Consider the following 25600-nt stretch of genomic DNA (forward strand, 5'->3'; position numbering starts at 1 on the left):
CTCATAGTTTACTGTCTATCTATGTATTAGCCCCAAAGGCAGATTATTGGGGCTTGGTTTACCAACCAATTTAACTCCAACTTTGGGCACCAATGTGTGCCCATTTTTTATCTTGCAAAGAGCAGCATGTAGTGAATTGTTTATCAGTAGGTGGAGTATGCCTTTTCAATCGTTAGTTTCTCGTCTCTATCTTGGTTGTATGTGCGTTATCGCAATTATGATCGGGTCTGCATGGCTATCTGTCAGTAGTAACCAGAACGTTACGGCTAAGATGGAATCCATCACTCAAGATGCAACGCCGCTGATGCTTCGCTCAGCGCAGCTTACCATTGATTTTCTTAACATTAACCGCAGTTTGACGCCGTATCTATCGGCTCAATATCTGGATGAACTGCCGCCATTTGTTGAGTCAATTCAAGCCAATATAGAGACTTATAATACTCAGCTTCGTTGGTTTGTTGCTCAAACACAGCAACGCCCAGACTTGCATGATTACGTAGAGCCAATCACAGAGCAGGGAGAGCAGGTATTAGAGGTTTTGAATGCGGTCATTGACACTCATGCCAGTTACTTAGATCAGTTAGACCAGAGCTATCTGTTGCAGTCTCAGTTCCAATCACTCGTCACTCAGTTGGGTAATGCGCTTCAACGTGCACGCAGCAGCGCAGATTCGGCAGAGGCGCTAAAAGCTCTGGATGCACTTACCAGCCAAGTTGGTTTGTTGAACAACGAAGCTAACGAAGTGTTCAAGTTGCAAGATATGACGGAGCTCCGCTCCGTTGCTCGTCGCTTGACCAATCGCCAGCGTTATCTTGACGAGAGTGAACAACTGCTGATCAAAAATCACTCAAAGCTCTATTCTTCGCTTGAAACACCCCTTTCAGTACTTAAACAACTTACTTTCCAACCAACAGGCGCAGTAAAGATGCATGTTGATGTGGTTGAACAAGCTGAGAATCTCGCAAAATTACGCTCTGAATTAGAGCAAAAAATTGATGCTCAGTTGGCGAATGTCGACAACCTTTCTCTGTATGCCAACCAAATTGCCAACCAACTTTATGATGAAGCAAGACAAGCATCGAGCGAGACACGTTCGCTGTTTATTGCTATTTCGCTGGCCTCCATTTTTGTTACTGCATGTCTGGTGCTGAGTTTTACCAATATGGTGCGTAAAGCGACCGGACTTTTGCTCAATGCTTTAAATCGAATTGCAGCTAAAGATTTGACTCAGGAAGTGGAATACTCGGCAAATAATGAATTTGGACAAGTGGCGGAAAAGGTCAACCTGGTTGTTCGCCATCTATCATTGATTATTGAACGCATACGTCAATCAAGCGCCGAGCTCAATAGCACCTCATTGACCAATCAGGGAATCAGTACCGAACTCAATAGTGCTATCTACGAACAAACGTCACAGACGGTATCAGTGGCTTCTGCGATGGAAGAGATTGAATGTTCGGTGACGGACATTGCTCAGTCGACCGAAGACACGCTGAGCCTAGTGACAGAAGCGGTTGAGCACTCCGATAAGGCGCAAACAGATATGACTGAGAATGTCGCAATGTTGGAACGACTTTCTCATGAGTTAAATCAAGTCACGGCAACGAATCAAGCTCTGGAACAAGAGAGCATCAGCATTGAATCTATCTTGGATACCATTTCCGGTATCTCTGAGCAGACCAACTTACTTGCGTTGAATGCTGCAATTGAAGCGGCTCGTGCAGGTGAATATGGGCGAGGATTTTCAGTAGTTGCGGATGAGGTCAGGATTCTTGCGGCTCAAACTACCCATAGCGCGAAGGAAATTCAAAATAAAATTGAGCGTTTACAGAGACAAACGGATATGGCAGGCAAACAGATTTCCAACTGCCTTTCTGGTATGACCCAAAGTATGCAGCAAGCCAAACAGGTTAATGGGCGTTTTGTGAAGTTGCATGAACTGCTTAATCAAGTCTCTCATCGCAGTCAACAAATCGCTTCAGCGACTATCGTTCATCAATCTGTTGCCAGTGAAGTGACGAAAAATGTCAGTCATATTCATTCGTTATCCGAGCAAAATTTACATCGCTCAACCCAAGTGGCAGAGCATGGTGAGAAATTAGAACGTTTGGCTGAAATTCAATTTGAATTGACGGACAGTTTTATTTTGCAACCGGAAGAACGAAATAAAGAAGTTATATAAGAAAGCATTAAATACGGATGTTTTAAATATTTTTAAGCTTTTTAATAAGAATATTTATAACTCGTGAAGCTCAACGGGATAATTCGTTTCATGAAACTGTTTCATGGGCGAGGGTGAAATTGTAAGAGCTCTCTACTTTTATGAAAGCTCTATTTTTCCCAAAAAATTAGTGTGACCACACTCACTCATTACACTCACTAACTACGGAATACTTAGCTTGTAAGCGTTTTCAACAAAAGTAGTATTGAGGTATCGGTGGCAACAATTAAACACGTCTCTGAGCATGCGGGGGTATCTCAGGCGACAGTATCCAGAGTGATTAATGGTACTTGTCGTGTGAGTCACGATAAAAAGCTAAAAGTCGAAAAAGCGATTAAAGAGCTGGGTTACCGCCCTAACTCTATTGCTCAGGCTTTAGCATCGAGTCGTACTGGCAGCGTGGGAATTGTTGTTCCGGAACTAAGTGGCTTTTATTCGGGCATGCTTCATTGCTTAGAAGAGAATCTACGTCGCTTTGGCTACCATGCCATCGTGACTGCGGGTTCCGATACTGAACAGGGGCAACGCGAGTCTGTAGAGTTTCTGCTAGGGCGCAGAGTCGATGCATTGATTCTCCATGTTCAGCATCTGAGTGATGATTACTTAATCTCTTTGGAAGAGCAGGGCATTCCAGTGGTTTTGGTGAACCGCTTTGTTCCAGAGATGTACCGAAGCTGTATTGATATTGATAACGAGCTGGGGGGAAAACTCGCGACTCAATATCTATTGCATAAAGGCCATACCGAGATCGCCTGTATTACCGGCCCTCTAGACAAATCTGATGCTCGAGGACGCTTACAGGGCTATCGAAGAGCCTTGGAAGATGCAGGGTTGGAGTATAACGAAGCACTGGTTTCTGAAGCAGGTTTTACGGAAGAAACAGGTGTTATCGCGACGAAGAAATTGCTGAAGAGAGACTGTCGGTTCACTGCGATTTTTGCGTCAAATGATCATATGGCGTTTGGAGCATTTGAGGTGTTACGGGAAGCCGGTTATTTCATTCCTAATGACATTTCACTTGTGGGTTTTGACGATAACATTTTTGCTCGTTATCTCACTCCCTCTTTAACCACGATTAATTTTCCAATTGAGCAGATGAGCATTGAGGCAGTACAGCTCACTTTGCAAAAGCTTAACAAGAATAAGCAAGATGTGAATTTCAAACTCAACCCTGCGTTGGTAGTGCGAGATTCAGTCAAGGACATAACGAGTACCCTATAACTACATTAAGGATAAAGCATGAAATTTAAGACCTTAGCACTTTCGAGTGCGATTGCGCTGGGACTTGCTACAACGGCAACCGCAGCTGATAGCCAGATCCGTTTTGATGGTTTCCCTGATTTTGATAGCAGCTTGAAAGTTCTGCTACCTGACTTCGAGAAAGAAACGGGCATCAAGGTTGATTACCTGATGAACAACCACGGTGACCACCACACTAAGCTAACGACTAACCTTGCAACAGGCTCAGGCGCTGGTGATGTGATCGTTGTGGATGTAGAGAAAATTGGTCCATTTGTAGCGTCTGGTGGCTTAGTTAACTTGTCTGAAAAATACGGTGCTGATAAGTATGCTGACCGTTTTGCTCCGTATGCTTGGACGCAAGGTAAAGGCGCTGATGGCTCAGTTTACGGTATACCTGTCGACCTGGGTCCCGGTGTTATGTACTACCGTACCGACATCTTCAAAAACGCGGGTATTGACGTTAGTGAAGCGATCAAAGACTGGGATTCATACATCAAAGCCGGCGAAAAGCTAAAAGCGAAAAACATTCAGTTGATTGCTTCAGCGGCAGACGTTGCACAAGCGATTATCTTTACCACAGTACCTGAAGGCGAAGGTTTGTACTTCGACAAAGAAGGTAACCCAGTGGTCACTTCTGAGCGTTTTGTGCACGCATTTGAAGTTGCGAAGGAAATTCGTGACAAAGGCTTAGATGGAAAAATTTTAGCTTGGTCAAACGAGTGGTACGAAGGCTTCCGTAACGGTACGTTTGCAACTCAGTTATCTGGTGCTTGGCTACTTGGTCACTTAAACAACTGGATTGCTCCGGGAACTGCAGGCAAATGGGGTGTATCTCACCTACCTGACGGTATCTACGGCAGCTGGGGTGGTTCTTTCCTTTCTATCCCTACCCAATCAACTAAACAAGATGAAGCGTGGAAGCTAATTGAATACATGACCACTCGTCGTGATGTACAGCTTAAACACTTTGAAACTATCGCAGCATTCCCTGCTAACGTAACCACTTACGATGACGCTTTGTTTGAACAAGAAATGCCTTTCTTAGGTGGTCAGAAAGCTCGTTTGTTGTTTGCTGAAGTGGCGAAAAATATCAAGCCTGTTGCACCAGCGAAAGGTGACCACGTGGCGCGCTCTATCATTCTAGAAAATGCACTGATGGAAGTGTTAGACGAAGGCAAAGATATCAAGACTGCGCTTGAAGAAGCTGAGCGCTTGATTAAACGTCGTACGCGTAACATGTAAGCTAGAGTTGTTTTAATTTTTGGGAGGCGTTACTTACGCCTCCCTAGGTAAGGGGTTGTTACTATGAACCAATCTACAGGTAACTCAGTGAAAACATCAGGCGGCGAAAGCCTTTTTTCTCGCCTGAATTTGAAAGCGCTTACACCGTATTCGTTTCTGTTGCCATTTTTAGTTATTTTCTCTGTATTTGGAATTTTTCCGTTACTTTTTTCTGTTTTCTTGTCGTTTCACTCATGGAACCCTGTGGAAGGGCTGGGAGCGATGGAATATGTGGGCGTTGAAAACTACCAAATCGCTCTCACAGACCCATGGCTATGGCGTTCTCTGCAAAATACCTTTTGGTTAGCGATTACATCTGGCCTAGCTCAGCACTTAATTGCCATTCCGGTTGCGTACATTCTTGTTTCGATGGGGGATAAAATCCGTCATTGGTTGACATCAGCGTATTTTCTTCCGTACATCACTTCTACGGTTGCGGCATCACTGATCTTCTTCAACATGTATTCACCAAACTCAGGCATCATCAACCAGACTTTGATGGCGCTGGCAGACAGTTCACTGTTTGGTTGGGCATTTGCATGGGTGAATGATTTTCAGCCAATTCGCTGGTTGGATGATGCAACTTTGATTAAGCCATCTATCGCTATCATGGTGTTCTGGAAGTACACAGGTTTCAACATCGTACTGTACACCACAGGCTTAATGACGATTCCAAAAGACATTCTTGAAGCTGCCCGTATGGACGGTGCTAACGCACTACGTCGCTTCTGGAACATTTCACTACCTATGATTCGCCCGTTTGTTTTCTTCGCTGTAACTATGACCATCATTGGTAACTTACAGTTGTTTGAAGAACCGTTCGTGTTGACGCGCGGCGGCGGCGGTACTGGTCAGGCTGGTCTTACTATCTCTATGTATTTGTACAAAGTGGGCTGGGAATGGCTTGAAATGGGTACGGCGTCAGCTATCTCTTGGTTGCTGTTTGCGCTGATTGCCGCTTGTACCATGGTTCAATTCTTCTTCTTCGGTAAAAAAGGTTTGGGGGAGCAATAACATGACGACTCAATCTGTTACATCAAACTCGTCATTGTGGGCTTCGATTAAGCCTAGCGATCGAGTGATTGAAAGTTTCACTAAGATCTTGATGGTTGTTTTGGCACTTGTCCTGATTGTGTCAGCCGTTATCACTGTCTTTCCATTCATTTGGTCAGCTCTGCTTTCTACGCGTGACCGTGGGGAGATCTTCGGTACAGGAATCAGTTTTGCTATTGGTGACAGCCTTGCTATCAACTACGCCAAACTTCAACAAATCATGCCGTTTTGGCAGGCAATGTTTAACTCTATTTACGTTGCGTTCCTAGGAACAACCATTTCGTTGCTGTTCTGTAGTATGGGCGGATATGCGTTTGCGGTATTTAAGTTCCGTGGCAAAAACATCCTGTTTGGCATGTTGGTCGGTTCGATGATGATTCCGCCAGTGTTAAGCCTGATCCCGTATTTCATGATTGTGAAATTCCTAGGCTTGTTGGATAACCACGTGGCGGTATGGCTTCCGTTTACTACCACTCCATTTGGTATTTTCCTGATGCGTCAACACGTAGTGGCTTCGATTCCAAAAGAGCTACTAGAAGCGGCGAAACTGGATGGTGCGGGTGAGTTCAGAACGTATTGGAGCGTGGTATTACCCTTGATGAAACCAGCACTTGCCACTCTGGCTATCGTTCAGTTCGTCTTCTTCTGGAACATGTTTATGCAACCTCTAGTAGTACTGAACTCACCAGAAAACTACGTGATTACGCAAGCACTACGAAGTGTACAAGGTATTCCTAATACTCCTTGGGGAGCAGTAATGTTGGGCACCACTATCTCGATTCTTCCTCTGGTTGTGACTTATCTATTCGCGTCTAAACAGATGATTAGTGGCTTAACGTCCGGTGCAGTAAAAGGTTAAAAAATGACAATTAATAAATATCAGCTGCCGAAAGACTCGGCACTACTTACTCAAGATTTTGTTTTCGGTGTCGCGACGTCTTCTTATCAGATCGAAGGCGGTATTCATGAAGGTGGTCGTACACCTTCTATTTGGGATACGTTTTGTAAGGTACCAGGCAAAGTTGATAAAGGTGACAACGGAGATGTTGCTTGTGACCACTACCACTTGTGGAAGCAAGATATCGAAATGATTGCAGACCTAGGTGTGGATGCGTACCGCTTATCGATTGCATGGCCAAGAATCCTGCCTCAAGACGGCGTGGTTAATCCTGAAGGTCTTAAGTTCTATGAGCAGATCATCGATGAATGTCATGCTCGTGGTATGCAAGTTTATGTGACGCTTTACCATTGGGACCTTCCTCAATATTTGGAAGACAAAGGTGGTTGGCTTAACCGTGAAACAGCGTACAAGTTTGCTGAATACGCTGAAGTCGTCAGCGCGCATTTTGGCAACAAGATCGATGTATATACCACACTCAATGAACCATTCGTTGCTGCTTTCTTAGGCTACCGTTGGGGTCAACATGCTCCGGGTATTAAAGGTGATAAAGAAGGCTATCTAGCAGCCCATCACCTGATGTTAGGCCATGGTTTAGCTATGCCAGTGCTAAGAAAAAATGCGCCTGAGTCTATGCATGGCATCGTATTTAACGCAACACCGAGCTATCCGGCTACGGATAAAGACCAAGCGGCGGCTGACTACTGTGAAGCAGAGAACTTCCATTGGTTCATCGACCCTGTACTCAAGGGGCAATATCCGAGTGCTGTAGTTGAAAAACAAAAAGCCAATATGCCAATGATCCTAGCGGGCGACTTAGAAATCATGTCGGCACCAGTGGATTACATCGGTATTAACTATTACAGCCGCAGTGTTGCTCGTTTCAATGAGCAAAATGAGATTGAAACAATTAAGCCAGAAGGTGCTGAATACACTCACATCGGTTGGGAAATGTATCCGCAAGGCCTAACGGATCTTCTAGTAAGGCTCGATCAGCGTTACGACAATGTACCGCCTTTATACGTTACGGAAAATGGTGCAGCTGGTAACGATTCAATTATTGATGGTGAAGTTAACGATGAGCAACGTGTTCGTTATTTCCAAACTCACCTAGAAGCGGTTGACAACGCTATCCGTGCAGGTGTTCGTGTCGATGGTTATTTTGCTTGGAGTTTAATGGATAACTTCGAATGGGCATTTGGCTATGAACAGCGTTTCGGCATCGTCCATGTTGACTATGTAACCCAGAAAAGAACATTGAAGCAGAGCGCTATTGCGTACCGCAATATGCTTCTAGAGCGCGCCGAGGAGAACAAGTAATGGCTAAAGTAGAATTTCGTAAAATTAAAAAGTCTTTTGGAAATGTGGACGTTGTTAAGCACTTTGATTTCACAGTAAATGATGGCGAATTCGTGGTTTTCCTTGGTCCTTCTGGCTGTGGTAAGTCAACTACGCTACGTATGCTTGCGGGTCTTGAAGACATCTCTTCTGGCGAAATCTATGTTGACGATAAGTTGATGAACAAGATTGACGCTAAAGATCGCGATTTGGCGATGGTGTTCCAAAGCTATGCTCTGTACCCACATATGACTGTGTATGAAAACATTGCCTTTGCTCTCAAGCTTAAAGGAATGAATAAAGCTGACATCGACGTGGAAGTTCGCAAAGCTGCCAAAATGCTGGAGCTAGAAGCGCTACTGGACCGTAAACCGAAAGAGCTTTCTGGTGGTCAACGTCAGCGTGTTGCGATGGGCCGTGCGATGGTTCGTACGCCGAAAGTATTCTTATTTGATGAACCGCTATCTAACCTTGATGCCAAGCTACGTGGTGTGATGCGTGAAGAGATCAAACAGCTACATCGTGAACTGAAAACAACCACTATCTATGTAACTCATGACCAGATCGAAGCGATGACATTGGCTGATCGCATCGTGATTCTGAAAGACGGTTATGTGGCACAGGTTGGTACTCCAACGGAAGTGTTTAAACGTCCTGCAAACAAGTTTGTTGCACAGTTCATCGGTAACCCGTCAATGAACATGTTAGATGCGAAATTGATTAGTGAGCAGAATGAATATTTTATTCTTTTGGGTGATGTGAAGATTCCACTCCCTGAGCGTTTTAAAGCGCATGCTTCTAAGAATCTTGCTCTGCACTTTGGCATTCGACCAACCGATATCCACTTGCGTCCAGAGCAAGTTGATCATGACCGTGTGTTGCCGATTCCAGTCACTATCAAAGACAAAGAGTTGCTTGGCGCAAGCATCCTGCTGAGAACAGAAGTGAGCGGTCAACCTTTGACTGTAGAAACACAGGCAGCAGAAGTAGAGAGTAAAGAACAGACGCTTTACGTTGACCTGGATGCTATTCACTTGTTTGACGCACTGAGTGAAAAATCACTGGCTCACTAGTAACCAGTCTCAATATAAGACCCAAGAATCAATTTAATAGTTAGCTCCCACACGTATGGGAGCTAAGGATAGTGATATGAAATTCGGATATTTTGACGATAACAATAAAGAATATATCGCCACCACTCCTTGTACACCGATTAAGTGGTGTAACTATGTAGGTACACTGGAGTTTGGCGGTCTGGTTGACAGTAACGGTGGTGTTGTTTTGTGTAAAGGTGACCCTGCGCTGAACCGCATCACCAAATACATTACCCAACTGCCTAACTCAGACTTTAAAGGCTCTACTGTTTATCTGAAAGTGACTAACCGTGAAGGTAACGTTGAAGTATTTTCACCTTTTTACACGCCAACATTAAAACCGCTGGAAAAGTTCGAAAACCACACCGGTCTTTCTTACACAAAAATCATTTCAGAAGGTTATGGGGTTCGATGTGAAGTAACGCTGTTTGTGCCTAAAGATGCTCCTGTGCTACTTGAGGACATCAAAGTGACTAACATCAGTGATGAAGAGCTGCATGTAGATGTTGTGCCTGTGTTTGAATTCACCCATTTTGACGCGTTAAAACAACTGGTTAACGCAGACTGGGTGCCTCAGACCATGACTTTGAAAGCGCATCAACAAGCGTCTGGACATACAGTTCTAGAGCAGTATGCCTTTATGAAACGTGACTACGCGGTAAATCTGATGACGGCAGATCGCCCAGCGACTTCATTTGATGGTGACCGCCAGAAGTTCCTCGGTAACATGGGTTATGGCAGCTGGGCTGCGCCTGAAAAATTGTTTACTGCTGAACTGGGTAATAGTGAATGTCTGCGTGGTGACAATATTGGCGCATTAAACTTGCGTTTAGGTTGGTTAGCCCCACAGCAGAACGAGCGTACCGTTGTACAGCTAACGCAAATGCCGAGCCTAGCACAAGCTGAATCTATGCTTGCGAAGTATCGTGATCATCAAGAAGTGGATAAGGCGTTTGACGCTCTGGCTACTCATTGGGACAACTATCTTGCGGCAGTTCAGGTTGAAACGCCTGACCCAGCAATGAACTCAATGCTGAACATTCACAACCCACGTCAGTGTCATACAACGAAAAACTGGTCACGCTATTTGTCTTTGTATCAGCTTGGCTACGGTGCTCGCGGCATTGGTTTCCGAGACTCTTCGCAAGACACTCTTGGTGTTATCACTCATATGCCTGAAGAAGCGCGCGAGTTTATCGAGCGTCTGCTTTCGGTACAAAACGTTGATGGTTCAGCAATGCACCAGTTCTTCCCATCTACGATGGAAGCGAACGCAGGTGACTCTCGTGAAGAAGAAGATCGCCCTGATTACTATGGCGATGACCACTTGTGGATTGTTTATGCTGTAACCCAGTACGTCAAAGAAACTGGTAATGCAGCGTTTCTCGATAAGCTAATTCCGTTCTATCAAAAAGATAAGCAAGGCAAACCGCTTGAATCAGCGAGCGTGTGGGAACACTTATGCCGCGCGATTGAGTTCACTCGTGGTAATACTGGTCAACATGGCTTGCCACTGCTTGGTTTCGCTGACTGGAACGATACGGTGAACTTGCCAACAGGTGCTGAGTCTCTAATGGTTGCCAGCATGTACGGTAAAGCGCTACTCGATATGCTCGATCTCTGCCGCTTGCGCGGTGAAGATGATCGTGCAACGCAATATCAGGCACAGTATGAGCAGATGAAGGCCATCGTTAACCAATGTGGCTGGGATGGTGAGTGGTTTGTTCGTTACTTTGACGAGCAGGGACAACCTGTCGGTTCTCATACCAATGCGCAGGGGCAAATCTATACCAATGGTCAAAGCTGGCCAGTGATTGCAGGCTTTGCTGAGCAAGAGCGCGCGACTCAGGCGCTTAACTCGGTATACACCAAACTCAATACGGCAAACGGTATTAAGCTTTCAACCCCTGGCTACAATGGCTTTAACCCGAACCTTGGTGGTGTTTCAACTTACCCACCGGGTGCGAAAGAAAATGGCGGTATTTTCCTCCACTCAAACCCGTGGGTGATGATTGCTGAAGCGAAAATGGGTAACGGTGATCGTGCCTACGAGTACTACCGCCAAATCAACCCAGCATCAAAGAATGATGTGATTGATATCTTTGAATCAGAACCTTACTGCTACCCGCAAAACATTCTTGGTGATGAGCATCCGCAGTTTGGTCTTGGCCGAAACGCTTGGCTATCGGGCACATCTTCATGGACTTATGTTGCCGGAACACAATGGATTTTGGGCGTGCGTCCTGACATTGATGGTTTGATTGTTGATCCTTGTATTCCATCTGATTGGAAAGAGTTTCGGGTTAAACGTCAGTTCCGTGGTGCTACCTACCATATTCACGTAATTAACCCAGACAAGGTAAGCAAAGGTGTGGCGGAGTTACGCGTGAATGGTGAAGTCCTAGCAGGGAACAAAGTGCCAGTGTTTACTGAAGGTGAACATCAAGTAGAGGTAAGACTCGGCTAGTGAATGAGGGGGAGCATTGCGCTCCCCACTTTTTGAACTCGCCAATAGAACTAGATAAATGTGGCTTGGCATTGCCACTCAAATTGAACGGTTTCCTCTGGAGCCAGCTCCAGTAGACCAATGTGATTATTGAATGCATCAGCTGGGCAGGTCATTGGCTCAATCGCAATACTAGGCTCCGCAGGAGGCGTGTAGAGTTGCACGAACGAGTAGCCCTTGCCTTGGTTGAACTGCAAAGAAGCGCTCTTGTCATCACGTATCAGTTCAAGAGTTTGCTCTGAAGAGTCACTGAACTGGTAGCAGTTATTGAGGTTAACGCCTTCCAATGAAGTTGGGATAGAGAAGACGTTGCTAGAGAGATATTGCCCAGTAGGTAAATCGTGTTGGTGTTCGATCTCGGTATGAGCCGCCATAGTGAGCTGACAATGTTTGAGGTCACAGCCAAGAGAAAAGTAGGGGTGCCATGCATCTCCAAATGGGAAATGTTCGGTACCTAAGTTGGTAATGGTCGTATTGCAGCTTAAGGTTCCTTGATAATCAATCCGATAACGGACATCAAGGCGAAACGCGAAGGGATACCCATCCGCTAATTTAGTGGTTTCAAAGCGAAATGTGGCTTCGGCGTGTTCACTATTGGCTTCATGCGCGACCAGTTTAAAAGGTTGGTTATAGAGCAAACCGTGTACTGCATGCTCAGACCATGGAAAGTTGGCTGCCAGTGTGTAATCACGTTGTCTATAGCGGTATTGGCCTGCTTTTAGGCGATTTGGGAAGGGGAAGAGCTTTGCGCTACGCGAAAAGAAAGGATGAGATTGAATTAAATCATGACTGTCTTGGTATCCCACAATAAATGAAAATGGACTGTGGTTAACTCGATATTGATTAATGATAGCACCGAAGTCTTGAATAATATCGACTTGAATTCCAAGTTCAGAGTTTAATATGGTTGTGGAATTGAGTTCCCCAAAATTGTTTTTAATTAATTTAAACATAAGTATTCTCCTTTTTTTAGATATTAAAGGATGAGTTTAAATATTCAATATTGGATTTGAAATTATGATAAATAAAATTCCATATACATCGTATTCAGGTCAAGCGGGTGCATTATGTAGTAAAGGGAATGCCGTTGAGTTTCTTCAGCCTTGGTATACCCCGATCTCAACAACTCCTGCTAATACAGGGATGGCTGTGGGTGGCATAGGGTCGACATTTACCTTAACCCCGCAAGGTAACACCCCAAACTTTAGCTTTATTCCAGGCATATTTGTTGATTGTGAGTATGAAAGTATTCACTTTAATGACTTTTATTTTTCTGTGATGGATGAGCACTCTCTGGATAATTTGGACATACCAAATGTCGGCGAGTTATTACTGTTCTTAAAATATTATCCTGCGGATTTTTCTTTTAATGTTTTTCATGCCGACAATAAAGATTCTATTCTTTCTGGAATAAATAATTGTTTGCGTTCAGGCTTGTTCTATCTAAATAATAAATCCAACTTTGAACGTTGGCAGATTGAATTTTCAGATAAAACCCAACAAGCGATCACCAACGATCCTTCTAGCCTTGAAACCCAGTTACTTGTTGTGATCGATTTCTTCAATGGTTTATTGGTAAACAACTCGGCACGAGCTCTGTCGCTGACGGCTAATAATGGTTCAAGCGTTGAATCTATTGATCCAAGCAACATAGAGTACCGTGCTCTTTATCCGATCGCAGAGTACGAATATCAAGGGCTTGAGTCTGTTGCGCTAACGCGTCAGGTCATTTCACCTATTGTGAAAAACGACCAAATGCTTTGTAGCTTGCCGATGCACTGGAACCACTTCGAGATGAGTAACCGTAGTGACAAAACTCAGCTTGTCACCTTGGTTCAGCCGTTACACAATTTGATTGGTTCAACCTATAAGAAAGCACGTGAAGGTGTTCAGGATTCTTGTTGTCACTTAGTTCAAAATGCCATTAGCCAACAACATCAGCCAGTAACTATCTCAGGAGCTGGTTTTGAGTTCCATGGCGTGAGTATGACATCGAACTCACCTTATGATGGCGATATCTCTGGTGAGGTTTTGTATGGCGTGCATACCCAATTTGATGGGGTAGCGGCTGAGCAAGTAACGGTGACCGTCAAGCCTCAAGTCTACTGCAGCAAAGCGGATCAACAAGTTGAGCGAGCATTAAAAACAGGCCGCACCAATGCACATTTTGATCGTGGTATCTATAGTGGCCGAGAGCCTTTAAGTGCTTTGGTCTGTGTGCAAGTGACTCTTAAACCTGGTGAGACGATTGCACTTCGATTTGCTCAAGTGATGGATCACAGCAAAATCCTATTGGATGGTTGGGAAAGTGAAAAAGCTTATGCCCGTTACTTTGATGCTCAATCGCGAGCGCAATCTATTCTCAATCAGACTTTGCCGAGACTGAGCGAGATCGAGCAAAACATTATCAGTCAACAGCGCGAGTTCCTTGATAATGCCAGCCAAACCTTTGTTGATAATGACAGTGCGCTTCGTTTCGCCACCATGGCGATGAACAGCTTGTCCTTCTTAGCGGAATCTACGGTATGGGATAAGGAAAACGTACTTCTGGTGAAAGAGTGTGTTGATTACCCATTTTTTAACTCACTGGATGTGTATTTCTACGGTTCATTTTCTCTGCTCTATCTACTTCCAGAGCTTGATGGCTGCGTAATGAAACACTTCGCCAAAGCCATCTTAAACGGTGACGAAAAGCTGCGACGCTACTGGGAATATGAAGATAAGCCTTATGCAGAGCTGGTGGACGAGAAATATCAGGGAAGCAGAGCAGAACGTGGGGCAGTCATTCACGATCTGGGCAGTCCTTTTGATATTGAGCCAGATGCTTACAGTTGGCATAACGTCAAAGAGTGGAAAGACTTAGCGCCTAAATTCATTCTGATGGTGTATCGCCACTGGCAAAAAACGGGCGACCGCGAAGTGGTGGAAAGTTGCTGGTCATCCGTGAAAGAGAGTATCGATTATCTGACCAATCTTATTGAAGATGGAGACACTCTGCCTTTGACCCGTGGTACTGATGATACCTTTGATAATCTTGCTTCTCATGGTGTTTCAATCTACTGTGGTAGCTTATGGGTAGCAGGGTTGCGCGCAGCAAGTGAACTGGCGTTGTTAGTCGGTGAGGAAGAGCTGGCTCAGGGGTATACGCAACGTTCTAAGGAAGCTCTTGAAACATTAGAGCGCGGACTTTGGGATGAGCAAAAAGGCTACTACCATTTCTTCATCACACCAGTACAGGCTAAGCATTTAACCGAAAACGGTTTTGAATCACTTGAAAAACTTGGCTTAACGTTGACGGGTAATACCGTACATGACGCTAGCTTGGTCAACGCTTATTTAGATGCTTACGACGTAGAGAGTAGTATCAGCAAGCGAGACCAACGTTTGGCTAAGAAACAACGACTGATCGAGCTAGCGCCGCAAGCATTCAGTGCTGAATTTGCCAAGTTGGAAGCGGATTCCGACAACAGTTTTGGTGATGCACTATTGGCGGACAGCTATCTGAAACTGGTCGATTTACCGGGCTTGTTTGATTCATCACGCATTGAACGTACGCTAGATTTTATCTATCAAACCAACTTTATTACCAACAGTCCTAAATTGGGTGTTGCGAATATGACGCTGGCAGATGGTAGACCTCACGATGCGTTTCAAGCGCAAGATGTTTGGATTGGCGTTCAGTTTAGTGTTGCGACTGCACTGCGTCTTGCGGGTAAGCAAGTGCAAGCAGAACGTTTGATGGACGCGGTATATCAGGCACTTTACAGCATGGCAAAAATTCCTTTCGCTGCTCCGGAAGGGTTTAACTGCTCTGTTACTGTAAGCGACAACGATATTGCACAACGCTTTGACTTAGCGTCAGAGGTGGCGAGTGAGTTGTTACTGCATTTACAGAAGGTTGGTCACTTGTTTGCTGATGGTCGGGTGAATCCAGAGCTGACTCAAAACATTGAGGAGTTTGCGCTGAGTTTGTCCAACTTACCTTCAAACGTCGACTATCGTGAACTCCACACTTGGTTGTTGGGTACCGGTTTGAAATACACAGCCGGACGCTATTTCCGTCCTGGAATGATCTACGCCTATCTCTATAGATAGAGTGATTAGGTAGTTCAAAGGCGGATTATGTGGGATTGAGTGTAAAAGCCAATCCCACTTTATGCTTCATATACTTATAAAAAAAGAACGAGGGGGTAAGTCTTATGACCAACAAAAAGAAAAAAGCTCCAACTGTTTATGATGTAGCAAAATTGGCTGGAGTATCACCCAGCACCGTTTCACGCTTTTTGAACCGAACGACCTATGTTGCGGAAGAGAAGAGTCATAAGATCGAACAAGCCATCACCTCTCTAGGCTACAAGCCAAACTTCCAGATGCAGCAGGATAAAAGTCGTCGCTCTATGACGATTGGTGTCCTAGTACAGCATCCTGACAGTCCGTACACCAGTAGCATTCTCAATGATATGGAACGAGTTCTGTTGGCACAGGGCTATTCTTTAGTGCTGGCGACCGGGCATTGGCAGAACAAGCTGGAGATGCATGCGCTTGAATACTTAATGAAGTGCTCAGTTGATGGCTTGATCATTGTGACTGGTAGCCTAAGCGAACAAATGATTTTGAAAACCGCGGAATCAATCCCTGTGGTAGCGGTAGGCTATAACATCGAGGGCGAAAACATCCGTTCACTGAATTTGGACAACGTGATGGGTGGCTATATTGCTACTTTGCACTTGTTACAACTCGGTCATATGAACATCGCTCATATTAAAGGGCTAGAGAGTCAACCAGACTCAAGAGCACGTCTTAAAGGCTATAAAAAAGCTTTGCTTGAAGCGAATATCAAACCTAATCCTAAGCTGATTAAGCAGGGCGATTTTAGATCAGAAACCGGCTATCAAATGACGGTGGAATTAATCGAATCAAAAGTGCATTTCTCAGCACTGTTTGCAGCCAATGACCAAACGGCTTATGGCGCGATCAAAGCGCTGACTGACCATGGTTACAAAGTACCAGAAGATGTCTCGGTGATTGGGTTTGATGATTTACCCGTATCACAATATTTCACACCGGCATTGACCACCTTACGCCAGCCAATAGAAGAAATTGGTGCTTTATGTGCGAGATCTATGCTGAATTTGCTTTCCGGAGAGCGACATGAAGTGAGATTACCTCCGATTGATCTTATCGTTCGTCAGTCTACCAAGTCGATTTATCGATGAGATTTTTTTGAAACAGATTCATACGCTCAGAGGCAAGTGTTAGTAGTATCACGAAGGGAAAAATAGGCATTTTTAGGTTTTTTTTGTGCATAGACATCAAACTATTCGCTATGAAATCGCTTACTTTCAAGCAAGTGAAGAATCGTAAAACAGATTGAAACAATGAATTATGCTTGGTTTTGAACTAATAAAAAGCCCTTATAAATAAGGGCTTTGTGCATTTTAGAATTTGGAACTAGAGTTATTCGATATTTTGAATTTGCTCACGCATTTGCTCGATAAGCACTTTAAGTTCTACACCTGAAGCAGTGATGTCAGTGCTGATTGATTTGGATGCTAACGTGTTTGATTCACGGTTGAACTCTTGCATCATGAAATCCAGTTTACGGCCACAAGCGCCGCCTTTTTTCATCACATTGCGTGCTTCTTTGACGTGAGAATCTAAGCGATCCAGCTCTTCAGCAACATCGGATTTTTGTGCTAGAAGAATCAGCTCTTGTTCTACTCGCGTTGGGTCTAACTCAACTTTTGCTTCTTCAAACTTGTTGAACAGACGCTCACGTTGCCATTGCAGAATTTCAGGCATACGTGCGCGAACTTTCACTACTTCTTCGCTGATCGCAACCAAACGCTGCTCAATCAACTCTTTCATGTTTTCGCCTTCACGACCGCGAGCATCAATAAACTCTTTAACCGCTTCGTCGAACGCTTCTAGAAGCGTTTGGTTAATGGCATCCATATCTTGCTCAGGCGTTTCCATTACACCCGGCCATTGCATCACCTGAAATGGGTTGATACGAGTCAGTTCACCAGTCATGTGCATAACCTGACCCGCGGCTTTAATCACTTGATGTGCTAACGCTTCATTGATTTTAAGTTCACTTTGCGCAGCAGGGTTTGCTTCAAAGCGCAGGTTACACTCGACTTTACCGCGCGCTAAACGCTGACGAAAACGTTCACGAAGCACAGGCTCTAGGCTACGAAATTGTTCTGGTAAGCGGAAGTAAGTTTCTAGGTAACGCTGGTTTACCGAACGAATCTCCCATACTGCGCTACCCCAATCGCCTTTGACTTCTTTGCGTGCATACGCCGTCATACTGTAAATCATCAGTGAATCCTTGATTAATCTTCTGCAATTTAATTAGCGCTAATAGTAGCATACAAACACATGGGATAGGTGAGCGCTAATCTCGTTGTTGAAGATTCACACCTAGGAACTGAATCGGAATTCCTATATAATCCTCGCCCAATAAATTTCGGTTACCGGCTGAGTTTTTACCGACTTAGTTTTACTAACACAGCTTTGTTTCCACAACACAGGTAAATACCTTATGCGTCCAGACAATCGAGCTGCAGATCAAGTTCGTCCAATTAAAATCACTCGTCAGTACACGGCATATGCAGAAGGCTCTGTGTTAGTTGAATTTGGCAACACCAAAGTGCTATGTAATGCCAGCGTTGAAGAAGGCGTGCCACGTTGGTTGAAAGGTCAAGGTAAAGGCTGGGTGACGGCGGAATATGGCATGTTACCTCGTGCAACACACTCGCGTACTCGTCGTGAAGCGGCAAGTGGCAAACAGGGTGGCCGCACCATGGAAATTCAACGTCTGATTGCGCGTAGCTTGCGTGCAGTGGTGGATTTAGAAGCCATGCCTGAAGTGATGATCACAGTGGACTGTGATGTTATTCAAGCAGATGGTGGTACACGTACCGCTTCTATTACTGGTGCTAGCGTTGCATTGGCGGATGCGTTTGCAAAGCTGGTTGCTGATGGCCGCTTGAAAAAGAACCCAATGAAAGGCCACGTAGCTGCGGTGTCTGTCGGCATTCTTGGTGAAGAGGTACTTTGTGACCTTGAGTATGTAGAAGACTCAGCAGCCGACACTGACATGAACGTTGTCATGACAGAAGAAGGCAAGATGATCGAGATTCAAGGTACTGCTGAAGGCGAACCGTTTAGCCACGAGCAACTGCTTGATTTACTGGCTGTTGCCAAGAAAGGCATTGCCGATATCGTCCAGGTTCAAAAATTGGCTCTAGCAGAATGATGTTTTTATAGCTCCCAATTGGGGGCTATTTTTTTAAGTAACGTTTTTTTAAGTAACTACGGAAGAGAAGAGAAAGATGAAAGCATACCAGCGTGAATTTATAGAGTTTGCCCTTGAGAAACAGGTGCTAAAATTTGGTGAGTTTACTTTGAAATCAGGCCGTAAGAGCCCTTATTTTTTTAATGCTGGTCTGTTTAACACTGGTCGTGATTTGGCTCGCCTAGGTCGTTTCTACGCCGCTGCGCTTGTGGACTCAGGTATTGATTACGATGTGTTGTTTGGCCCTGCTTATAAAGGCATTCCAATCGCAACAACAACTGCTGTGGCTCTGGCTGATCACCATGATGTGGACACGCCTTACTGTTTCAACCGTAAAGAAGCGAAAGACCACGGTGAAGGTGGTAACTTAGTCGGTAGCGCACTGGAAGGTCGTATTATGTTGGTGGACGACGTTATCACCGCTGGTACTGCGATTCGTGAGTCAATGGAAATCATTAAAGCGAACGGTGCTGATTTAGCGGGTGTATTGGTTGCGATTGACCGCCAAGAAAAAGGCAAAGGTGAGCTTTCTGCTATTCAAGAAGTTGAGCGTGATTTTGGCTGTGCAGTGGTTTCAATCGTCAGCCTGACTGATCTTGTGACTTACCTTGAAGAGAAAGGTACGAACAACGAACATCTTGATGCAGTAAAAGCGTACCGTGCTGAGTATGGCATTAACGCTTAATTGGTAAAGCGTGATAGATATGAAAAAGCCCCTAACGGGGCTTTTTAGTTTTGAGTCGGTGGTAACGGTTTTTCTTGGTCACCATCATGTGAGTTGTCATAAATCTCAATGCCATCGCGGCGAGTTTTGAGAAGCGACAATTGCCACATATATTGCTCTGGGTGAGGGCGAACTAAGTTTTCAATCGCTTGGTTCATTGCGCGCGCATCCGCTTCTTCCTCACCTGTTGGGAAGTTTTCTAACGCAGGTAAAATATGTACTTCATATTTCTGCGTTTTGTCGTTATACGCAGGTAGCACTGGAACGACTTTCGCTTTTGAAAGGCGAGCCATTTTACCAAAGCCTTTTAAGGTCGCTTTCTCTGTACCAAAGAAGGGAACGAAAACGGAGTTAGCAGCACCAAAATCTTCATCTGGTAACCAGTAGCCTAAATAGCCATCTTTGATTGAGCGAACAAAAGGTTTAACCCCTGCGTCACGAGCAAAGATGCGGCCACCATACTGCATACGCTGAACGTGCATTAGCCAGTCGCCGATTGGGTTACGCTGAGGCTTCATGATGGTTGTTACTTTGTAGCCTTTCGCAGCCAGCATTACTGCTGGGTAATCTACTGCCCAAGCATGCGGTGCAAGGATAATCACCTTTTCACCAGCATCAAGAAGTGGCAATAGGTTTTCTTCGCCAATCATCACACCGCGGTTTTGGTTATGTTTGGTTGAGCGAGCCAAAAACTCAGAATACCCCAACATATACTGGGCCGCTTTGACAAACGTTTCTTCTAAGATTTCCTGACGTTCTTGCTCGGATTTCTCAGGGAAGCAGTAAGCTAGGTTAACGCGAGCACGACGAACCACTCGACCATTTTTCTTTATGGCAAATCGAGAAAGTTTACGCGCTAATCCGTCACGCCATGACACGGGCATAAAAGCGAATAGAGCAGCGAAAGCGATACCTATCCATGTGCCCCAATGTTTCGGATGAAGAAAAGACCACTCAAAAGTTGGATTATGTAAGTATTTATTGATGCTGTTATCGTTGTCGCTCACAAGCAGAACCTTTTATTTACTGGTATCGGGCATTGGTTTGTGTTTCATCTGGCAGTGATTTAAACCGCTTGTGAAGCCACATCCACTGTTCTGGGGCGCGAAGTATAATCTCTTCAACAAATTTATTCATGTAGGCTGCCGCAGCTTTTTCATCTTGTTGAGGGTAATGATCCTCAATTGATTTATCAGCTATAAGTTCGTATTTGCCTTGTGAATTTCTAAAGCCTGAGCCCGGTACAATGGCACACTTGCTAGTGTATGCCAGAATGCTAGTGCCCGTAGTAGTGCACGCTTCTTCTACTGCGAAGAAAGGCACGAACACAGATTTGTTGTGGCCATAGTCTTGGTCTGGCAAATAGAACAGACGTTCACCTTGACGAAGTACACGGATCATTTTTTTTAGATCGGTGCGATAAATCAGTTGGTTACCATTGCGTGTGCGGCCACGGTACTGAATAAATTCATACGCCGGGTTACTATGTGGACGGTAGGCGCCATAACCACCAAGACCAATTACTGCAAAGGCGCGAGCAGTGATTTCTAGATTCAATGCATGTACGCAGCAGAGTAAAACACCTTTACCGTTCTCTGCATGTTTGCGCATGACCGCAACGTCTTTTTCATCCAAAATACGCTTAAAACGCCAAGTTGGCCAAAACCAAGTAATACCAGTTTCAATCAGAGCCATGCCGGTGTTTTTGAAGTTTTCGAGTACCATTTTATCGATATGTTCTTCTGACATATCGGGAAACGCTAGCTCTAAGTTTCTTTTGGCGATAAAGACCCGTTTCTTGCCAAAGCGCATGCCAAAAGCCCCGATTGCGTGGCCAAGTTTCAGCAACATGCGGTAGGGCAATAGGTTTACGGTTAAGGCGAGTAAGCCAAACCCAAACCACACACCCCAATATTTAGGATGCAGCAGGGAAAGAGAGAACTCTGGTTTGCCGGGTCTTTTTTTGCTCATTGTCTTTACTTAATTTGTGCGCTGAGTAATGCCCAGTATTCTTCAAAGTTTGCGGTTGGTTGATATTTAAAGTCTGAACGCACAAAACGGTTCAAACTTCCTTCAACTTGGCCGAGTAACTGGGCGGCTAGTGTTTTTTCATCAACTGGGAATGATTTTCCTTCACGAATTTTACGCTCTCGCAGTATTTGACGCAAAGAGGTTTCAATTCGTTCAAACAGTTGGTTAATCCTGTCACGCAGACGTTCATTCTCAAACATTAGAGCATGTCCTGACAGAATTCTTGTCAGGCCAGGGTTACGTTCTGAGAAAGCCAGAATAAGTTGCATCACTAATCGAATGCGATTGAGGGTATCTTTCTCTTCATCAACAATGCGGTTAATACGTGACATTAACGATTCTTCAATAAACTCGATTAGGCCTTCGAACATACGCGCCTTACTTGGGAAATGGCGATATAAGGCAGCCTCTGAAACGCCAACTTGGGCGGCGAGTTTTGCTGTCGTGATGCGTGATGCACCTTCGTTTGACTCAAGCATTTCAGCAAGAGCTTGGAGAATTTCTTCGCGGCGATTGGTTTTTTTATTGCCGGCCATAACCCGTATCTTCCTTCTGGTTATCACTGCTTATCACGAGGTAATGGTTGCGTGGAATAGACGCCATTACTTCGTAAGTTCGAGATTATTTAAAGAGGAAGTAGGTGGAGTCACCACCTACGATTTGCGTTTAACTGTCCGTTTTATTGATGAAGCTGTTTATCAGCAGCATTAAAGCGCTTGCCAGTTCAGCTTTGCTTGCTAGTGGCAGTGCTTGTTCGCCTTGTCGCCAATAGACGGTTAATGCGTTGTCATCACTATTAAAACCTTGGCCTTCGACAGATACGTCGTTAGCACAGATCATATCGAGGTTTTTGCTGGTTAACTTACCGCGTGCGTATTGCTCCACGTTTTGCGTTTCAGCAGCGAAGCCGACCGTAAAAGGACGCTTTTCTGTTAAAGCCGCAACGGAAGCGACGATGTCAGGGTTTTTAACCATAGTGATGGTAAGGGTGTCGTTGTCACCCGTTTTCTTAATTTTTTGTTCAGCGACTTGTTCTGGACGGTAATCTGCTACTGCCGCACAAGCAATAAATACATCATGTTCTGTCGCGGCTTGCATCACAGCATCATGCATATCCAGCGCGCTCTCTACATTAATACGTTTTACTTGTTCTGGCGTAGCCAAACTTACAGGGCCAGAGACTAAAGTCACTTGCGCGCCCATTCTTGCTGCTACGTCTGCAATTGCAAACCCCATTTTGCCAGAACTGTGATTGGTCACGTAACGAACAGGGTCAAGTGCTTCACGAGTTGGACCTGCGGTGATCAGTATGCGTTTCCCATCTAACGGTTTTTCAGTTGATAGGAGGTTTGGACCAAAGAATGCTTCACAGTGATGAACTAAATCCATCGGTTCTAACATGCGGCCTTTACCCACATCACCACATGCTTGTTGACCAGAAGCCGGTCCCCAAATCATTGCGCCACGACGAGCAAGGGTCACTAGGTTTTCCTGAGTTGCAAGATTGCCGTACATTTGCTGATTCATGGCTGGAGAAACTGCAACAGGGGCGTCCGTCGCCAATACTAAAGTGGTCAACAAATCATTACCCATACCAGCAGCCATGCGTGCAATAAGATCAGCGGTCGCTGGTGCAAGCAGCACTAAGTCTGCCCATTTAGCCAGCTCAATGTGACTCATTGATGCTTCTGCACTCGGGTCAAGCAAGCTGTAAGAAACGGGATTGCCGGAGACGGCTTGCATAGTAAGTGGCGTAATGAACTCACGCGCAGCATCAGTCATTACTACTTGAACTTGTGCGCCACGCTCAATCAAACGTCGCGTTAATTCTGCGCATTTGTAGGCGGCGATGCCCCCACTGATGCCAAGCAGAATTTTTTTTCCTGCCAAAGTTTGCATTCTGGATTCCTCAAAAAATCTGCGGGTTATGTTAGCACAACTCCCAGAATATGTATGAGCTGTGTCAACTTAACAATCCACACTGGCGGAATATATGAGATTTTGCTTACACATCGGCGAGATTTTCTTTAAGAAAAGGCTCCTCCGGAAGATAATGTTTTATGTATCAATAAAACCAATATAAAAAATTAGACGCTGGAGCACCTATGTTTCGTTCGATGAGAAGTCGTACCAAGTTGTTATTACTAACTGTTATTCCGTTAGTTGTGATAACCAGTGTTAGTTCTATGGTGTATTACTGGATAGGGATGAACAGTTTGCAACAAGAGCTGACTCAATATCGTGAGCAGTTAGTTAACAACCGTAAGCAAGAGCTAAAAGCCTACCTAATGATGGGTGTGACGGCGGTTAAGTCTCTTTATGAAGAAGACAGCAGCGCTGAAAACAAAGCGTTAGCAAAGGAAATCTTAAAATCGATGCGCTTTGAAAGTGATGGTTACTTTTTTGCGTACGATTCAAAAGGTGTGAATACCCTTCACGCAATGAATCCATCACTGGAAGGCAAAAACCTATACGGACTAAAAGATGAGAATGGTGTCCCTGTTATTGCCGGTTTGATTGATGCGGCTAAAACGGGTGATGGTTTCTTATACTTCTCCTGGCAAAAACCTTCGATTAAGGCTCAAGCACCAAAGTTAGGTTATGCAGAATATTTACCGAAGTGGGATTGGGTATTAGGTACAGGTATTTACATCGATGATATCGATACTCAGCTTGCCGAATATCAAACACAGCGCTTGGCTGTTTTGCATGATCAAACCTTTTCAGCGGTGGGTCTGTCTTTCCTAGGCTTGTTGATTACTAGTTTGATTGTGAGTTTGCTTGTGGCTCGTGGTGTAGCACCATTGCAGCATATTGTCGGCTCTCTAAAAGATGTGGCTGCGGGTGGTGGTGACTTAACGGCTCGTTTGAAAGTGGAAAGTCATGACGAAGTTGGTGAAGTAGCTAAAGCATTCAATGATTTCATGGACAAGCTTCATCCGATGATCGCCGATATTCGACGTTCTGCCGATGATGTAAGCAGTGCAGCTATGGAACTGGATAAGCAAACTTCTCAATCCAGCCAGCAGATGAATGAGCACTGTTTAGAAACCGATAAAGTAGTTACTGCGGTAACTGAGATGAGTGCGACCTCTCGCGAGGTAGCGAACAACACCAACGCAACGGCACAAGCTATTGAATCTGCTAATCAACAAATTATCGAAGCTCAGAGAGAAGTGAATCTGGCTATTGAAGGCATTGGCGCTCTGGTTAATGAAGTTGATCTGACCTCTGATGCTATTCAAGAGCTAAGCCAACAAACCAGCAAGATTACGCAAGTTCTTAAAGTGATTGGTGATATTGCTGACCAAACTAACCTGTTAGCGCTAAATGCTGCAATCGAAGCGGCGCGAGCGGGTGAGCAAGGACGTGGTTTTGCGGTGGTCGCTGATGAAGTGCGTTCTCTGGCGAGCAGAACACAAAACAGCACAAAAGAGATTGGCGACATGATTGAAGCCTTACACCAAGGTGTTAACAAAGCGGTCACGAGTATGAATGTCAGCCAAGAACGTGGAGAGAAGACGGCGCTAGAGTCAGTTCAGATTAAAGAAACGCTCTCTGGTATCTCTAATGCGGTTTCAGTGATTCAAGACATGAGTACCCAAACGGCTTCTGCTGCTGAGCAACAAAGTGCAGTAGCTGAAGAGATTAACCAGAATCTTGTGACTATTCAGCATATCGTGAATGATCTGAGTGAAAACTTGAAATACTCGGAATCGATCAGTCATCGCTTAACGCAGTCTGGAGACAAAGTAGGAAGCTTGGTTGGACACTTTAAGGTTTAACCAACACTCCCGCTTCAAGCAATATTGAACCCAGTCTAAAAATCCCCAAAGCCAGTTGCGGTTTTGGGGATTTTTTCGTTTCTGTATGCCAAATATCCCCCAACGACTTGGTGTTGCTGCTTCA

19 protein-coding genes are annotated in these 25600 nt (G+C 44.8%); 13 read left to right on the forward strand and 6 right to left on the reverse strand.

The features are described 5' to 3' along the window. The first annotated feature begins 157 nt into the window (after nt 1-157). The 8 genes from HKI82_RS15800 to HKI82_RS15835 all read left to right on the forward strand — a co-directional run bounded on the left by HKI82_RS15800 (nt 158) and on the right by HKI82_RS15835 (nt 11594). Nucleotides 158-2182 (forward strand): methyl-accepting chemotaxis protein, encoded by a 2025-nt coding sequence (locus HKI82_RS15800; protein WP_236005781.1) that lies wholly within the window; start codon nt 158-160, stop codon nt 2180-2182. 255 nt (nt 2183-2437) lie between these two features. After that, the gene (locus HKI82_RS15805) at nt 2438-3442 is read left to right on the forward strand and encodes a LacI family DNA-binding transcriptional regulator (RefSeq protein ID WP_102941533.1); all 1005 of its coding nucleotides are present in this window, start codon (nt 2438-2440) and stop codon (nt 3440-3442) included. An 18-nt stretch (nt 3443-3460) separates the two neighbouring features. Then, nucleotides 3461-4705, forward strand: coding sequence for an ABC transporter substrate-binding protein (locus tag HKI82_RS15810; protein WP_000669764.1), 1245 nt, complete (start codon nt 3461-3463; stop codon nt 4703-4705). A gap of 63 nt (nt 4706-4768) precedes the next feature. After that, entirely contained in the window at nt 4769-5758 is a 990-nt protein-coding gene (locus HKI82_RS15815) for a carbohydrate ABC transporter permease (RefSeq protein WP_001076657.1), read from the forward strand. A gap of 91 nt (nt 5759-5849) precedes the next feature. Continuing rightward, nucleotides 5850-6656, forward strand: a complete 807-nt coding sequence (locus HKI82_RS15820) for a carbohydrate ABC transporter permease (protein WP_373417228.1) — start codon at nt 5850-5852, stop codon at nt 6654-6656. A gap of 9 nt (nt 6657-6665) precedes the next feature. Further along, a complete protein-coding gene (locus tag HKI82_RS15825) occupies nt 6666-8015 on the forward strand; it encodes a GH1 family beta-glucosidase (protein WP_171138541.1) in 1350 nt (449 codons plus the stop codon). Next, nucleotides 8015-9106, forward strand: coding sequence for an ABC transporter ATP-binding protein (locus tag HKI82_RS15830; RefSeq protein ID WP_102941534.1), 1092 nt, complete (start codon nt 8015-8017; stop codon nt 9104-9106). The genes HKI82_RS15825 and HKI82_RS15830 overlap by 1 nt, the downstream gene beginning before the upstream one ends. A 76-nt stretch (nt 9107-9182) precedes the next feature. Further along, nucleotides 9183-11594 (forward strand): glycoside hydrolase family 94 protein, encoded by a 2412-nt coding sequence (locus HKI82_RS15835; protein WP_171138504.1) that lies wholly within the window; start codon nt 9183-9185, stop codon nt 11592-11594. A gap of 50 nt (nt 11595-11644) precedes the next feature. On the opposite strand, the gene HKI82_RS15840 is transcribed toward HKI82_RS15835, so the two are convergent. Next, nucleotides 11645-12586, reverse strand: a complete 942-nt coding sequence (locus tag HKI82_RS15840; protein ID WP_171138505.1) for an aldose 1-epimerase — start codon at nt 12584-12586, stop codon at nt 11645-11647. Nucleotides 12587-12650: 64 nt separating this feature from the next. Between HKI82_RS15840 and HKI82_RS15845 the strand changes: the two genes are divergently transcribed. Then, a complete protein-coding gene (locus tag HKI82_RS15845) occupies nt 12651-15728 on the forward strand; it encodes a GH116 family glycosyl hydrolase (protein WP_171138506.1) in 3078 nt (1025 codons plus the stop codon). Nucleotides 15729-15832: 104 nt separating this feature from the next. Beyond that, the gene (locus HKI82_RS15850; protein ID WP_102941538.1) at nt 15833-16849 is read left to right on the forward strand and encodes a LacI family DNA-binding transcriptional regulator; all 1017 of its coding nucleotides are present in this window, start codon (nt 15833-15835) and stop codon (nt 16847-16849) included. 241 nt (nt 16850-17090) lie between these two features. Here HKI82_RS15850 and HKI82_RS15855 read toward each other — a convergent pair whose 3' ends face one another. Then, nucleotides 17091-17957 (reverse strand): YicC/YloC family endoribonuclease, encoded by an 867-nt coding sequence (locus HKI82_RS15855; protein WP_102941539.1) that lies wholly within the window; start codon nt 17955-17957, stop codon nt 17091-17093. 223 nt (nt 17958-18180) lie between these two features. Between HKI82_RS15855 and rph the strand changes: the two genes are divergently transcribed. Together rph and pyrE are read left to right on the forward strand one after the other, a co-directional pair. Next, nucleotides 18181-18897, forward strand: coding sequence for a ribonuclease PH (rph, locus tag HKI82_RS15860; RefSeq protein WP_102954617.1), 717 nt, complete (start codon nt 18181-18183; stop codon nt 18895-18897). Between the two features lie 76 nt (nt 18898-18973). Then, complete coding sequence (gene pyrE, locus HKI82_RS15865; protein ID WP_102962978.1) at nt 18974-19621, forward strand: orotate phosphoribosyltransferase; 648 nt, start codon at nt 18974-18976, stop codon at nt 19619-19621. A 44-nt stretch (nt 19622-19665) separates the two neighbouring features. On the opposite strand, the gene lpxM is transcribed toward pyrE, so the two are convergent. From lpxM to coaBC, 4 genes are all read right to left on the reverse strand, one after another. Continuing rightward, on the reverse strand, nt 19666-20667 hold the full coding sequence (gene lpxM / locus HKI82_RS15870) for a lauroyl-Kdo(2)-lipid IV(A) myristoyltransferase (protein WP_102941542.1): 1002 nt from the start codon (nt 20665-20667) through the stop codon (nt 19666-19668). A 16-nt stretch (nt 20668-20683) separates the two neighbouring features. Then, on the reverse strand, nt 20684-21631 hold the full coding sequence (locus HKI82_RS15875; RefSeq protein ID WP_102941543.1) for a Kdo(2)-lipid IV(A) acyltransferase: 948 nt from the start codon (nt 21629-21631) through the stop codon (nt 20684-20686). Nucleotides 21632-21636: 5 nt separating this feature from the next. Continuing rightward, nucleotides 21637-22227: a nucleoid occlusion factor SlmA gene (gene slmA / locus HKI82_RS15880; RefSeq protein WP_102941544.1), complete on the reverse strand. Its 591-nt coding sequence runs from the start codon at nt 22225-22227 to the stop codon at nt 21637-21639. Nucleotides 22228-22357: 130 nt separating this feature from the next. Further along, nucleotides 22358-23590: a bifunctional phosphopantothenoylcysteine decarboxylase/phosphopantothenate--cysteine ligase CoaBC gene (gene coaBC, locus HKI82_RS15885; protein ID WP_171138507.1), complete on the reverse strand. Its 1233-nt coding sequence runs from the start codon at nt 23588-23590 to the stop codon at nt 22358-22360. 206 nt (nt 23591-23796) lie between these two features. Here coaBC and HKI82_RS15890 point away from each other — a divergent pair, with 206 nt between their 5' ends. Beyond that, nucleotides 23797-25476: a methyl-accepting chemotaxis protein gene (locus HKI82_RS15890; protein ID WP_171138508.1), complete on the forward strand. Its 1680-nt coding sequence runs from the start codon at nt 23797-23799 to the stop codon at nt 25474-25476. The last annotated feature ends 124 nt before the right edge of the window (nt 25477-25600 follow it).

The organism is Vibrio plantisponsor (assembly GCF_013041605.1).
Classification (GTDB): domain Bacteria; phylum Pseudomonadota; class Gammaproteobacteria; order Enterobacterales; family Vibrionaceae; genus Vibrio; species Vibrio plantisponsor.

Excerpts from the sequence above, each read along its gene's own strand:
- HKI82_RS15890 (WP_171138508.1), top strand. The coding sequence starts at position 23,797 with ATGTTTCGTTCGATGAGAAGTCGTACCAAGTTGTTATTACTAACTGTT.
- slmA (WP_102941544.1), bottom strand. The coding sequence starts at position 22,227 with ATGGCCGGCAATAAAAAAACCAATCGCCGCGAAGAAATTCTCCAAGCT.
- pyrE (WP_102962978.1), top strand. The coding sequence starts at position 18,974 with ATGAAAGCATACCAGCGTGAATTTATAGAGTTTGCCCTTGAGAAACAG.
- HKI82_RS15850 (WP_102941538.1), top strand. The coding sequence starts at position 15,833 with ATGACCAACAAAAAGAAAAAAGCTCCAACTGTTTATGATGTAGCAAAA.
- HKI82_RS15830 (WP_102941534.1), top strand. The coding sequence starts at position 8,015 with ATGGCTAAAGTAGAATTTCGTAAAATTAAAAAGTCTTTTGGAAATGTG.
- HKI82_RS15815 (WP_001076657.1), top strand. The coding sequence starts at position 4,769 with ATGAACCAATCTACAGGTAACTCAGTGAAAACATCAGGCGGCGAAAGC.
- rph (WP_102954617.1), top strand. The coding sequence starts at position 18,181 with ATGCGTCCAGACAATCGAGCTGCAGATCAAGTTCGTCCAATTAAAATC.
- HKI82_RS15845 (WP_171138506.1), top strand. The coding sequence starts at position 12,651 with ATGATAAATAAAATTCCATATACATCGTATTCAGGTCAAGCGGGTGCA.
- HKI82_RS15840 (WP_171138505.1), bottom strand. The coding sequence starts at position 12,586 with ATGTTTAAATTAATTAAAAACAATTTTGGGGAACTCAATTCCACAACC.
- HKI82_RS15820 (WP_373417228.1), top strand. The coding sequence starts at position 5,850 with ATGGTTGTTTTGGCACTTGTCCTGATTGTGTCAGCCGTTATCACTGTC.
- HKI82_RS15875 (WP_102941543.1), bottom strand. The coding sequence starts at position 21,631 with ATGAGCAAAAAAAGACCCGGCAAACCAGAGTTCTCTCTTTCCCTGCTG.
- HKI82_RS15855 (WP_102941539.1), bottom strand. The coding sequence starts at position 17,957 with ATGATTTACAGTATGACGGCGTATGCACGCAAAGAAGTCAAAGGCGAT.
- HKI82_RS15810 (WP_000669764.1), top strand. The coding sequence starts at position 3,461 with ATGAAATTTAAGACCTTAGCACTTTCGAGTGCGATTGCGCTGGGACTT.
- HKI82_RS15800 (WP_236005781.1), top strand. The coding sequence starts at position 158 with ATGCCTTTTCAATCGTTAGTTTCTCGTCTCTATCTTGGTTGTATGTGC.
- coaBC (WP_171138507.1), bottom strand. The coding sequence starts at position 23,590 with ATGCAAACTTTGGCAGGAAAAAAAATTCTGCTTGGCATCAGTGGGGGC.
- HKI82_RS15835 (WP_171138504.1), top strand. The coding sequence starts at position 9,183 with ATGAAATTCGGATATTTTGACGATAACAATAAAGAATATATCGCCACC.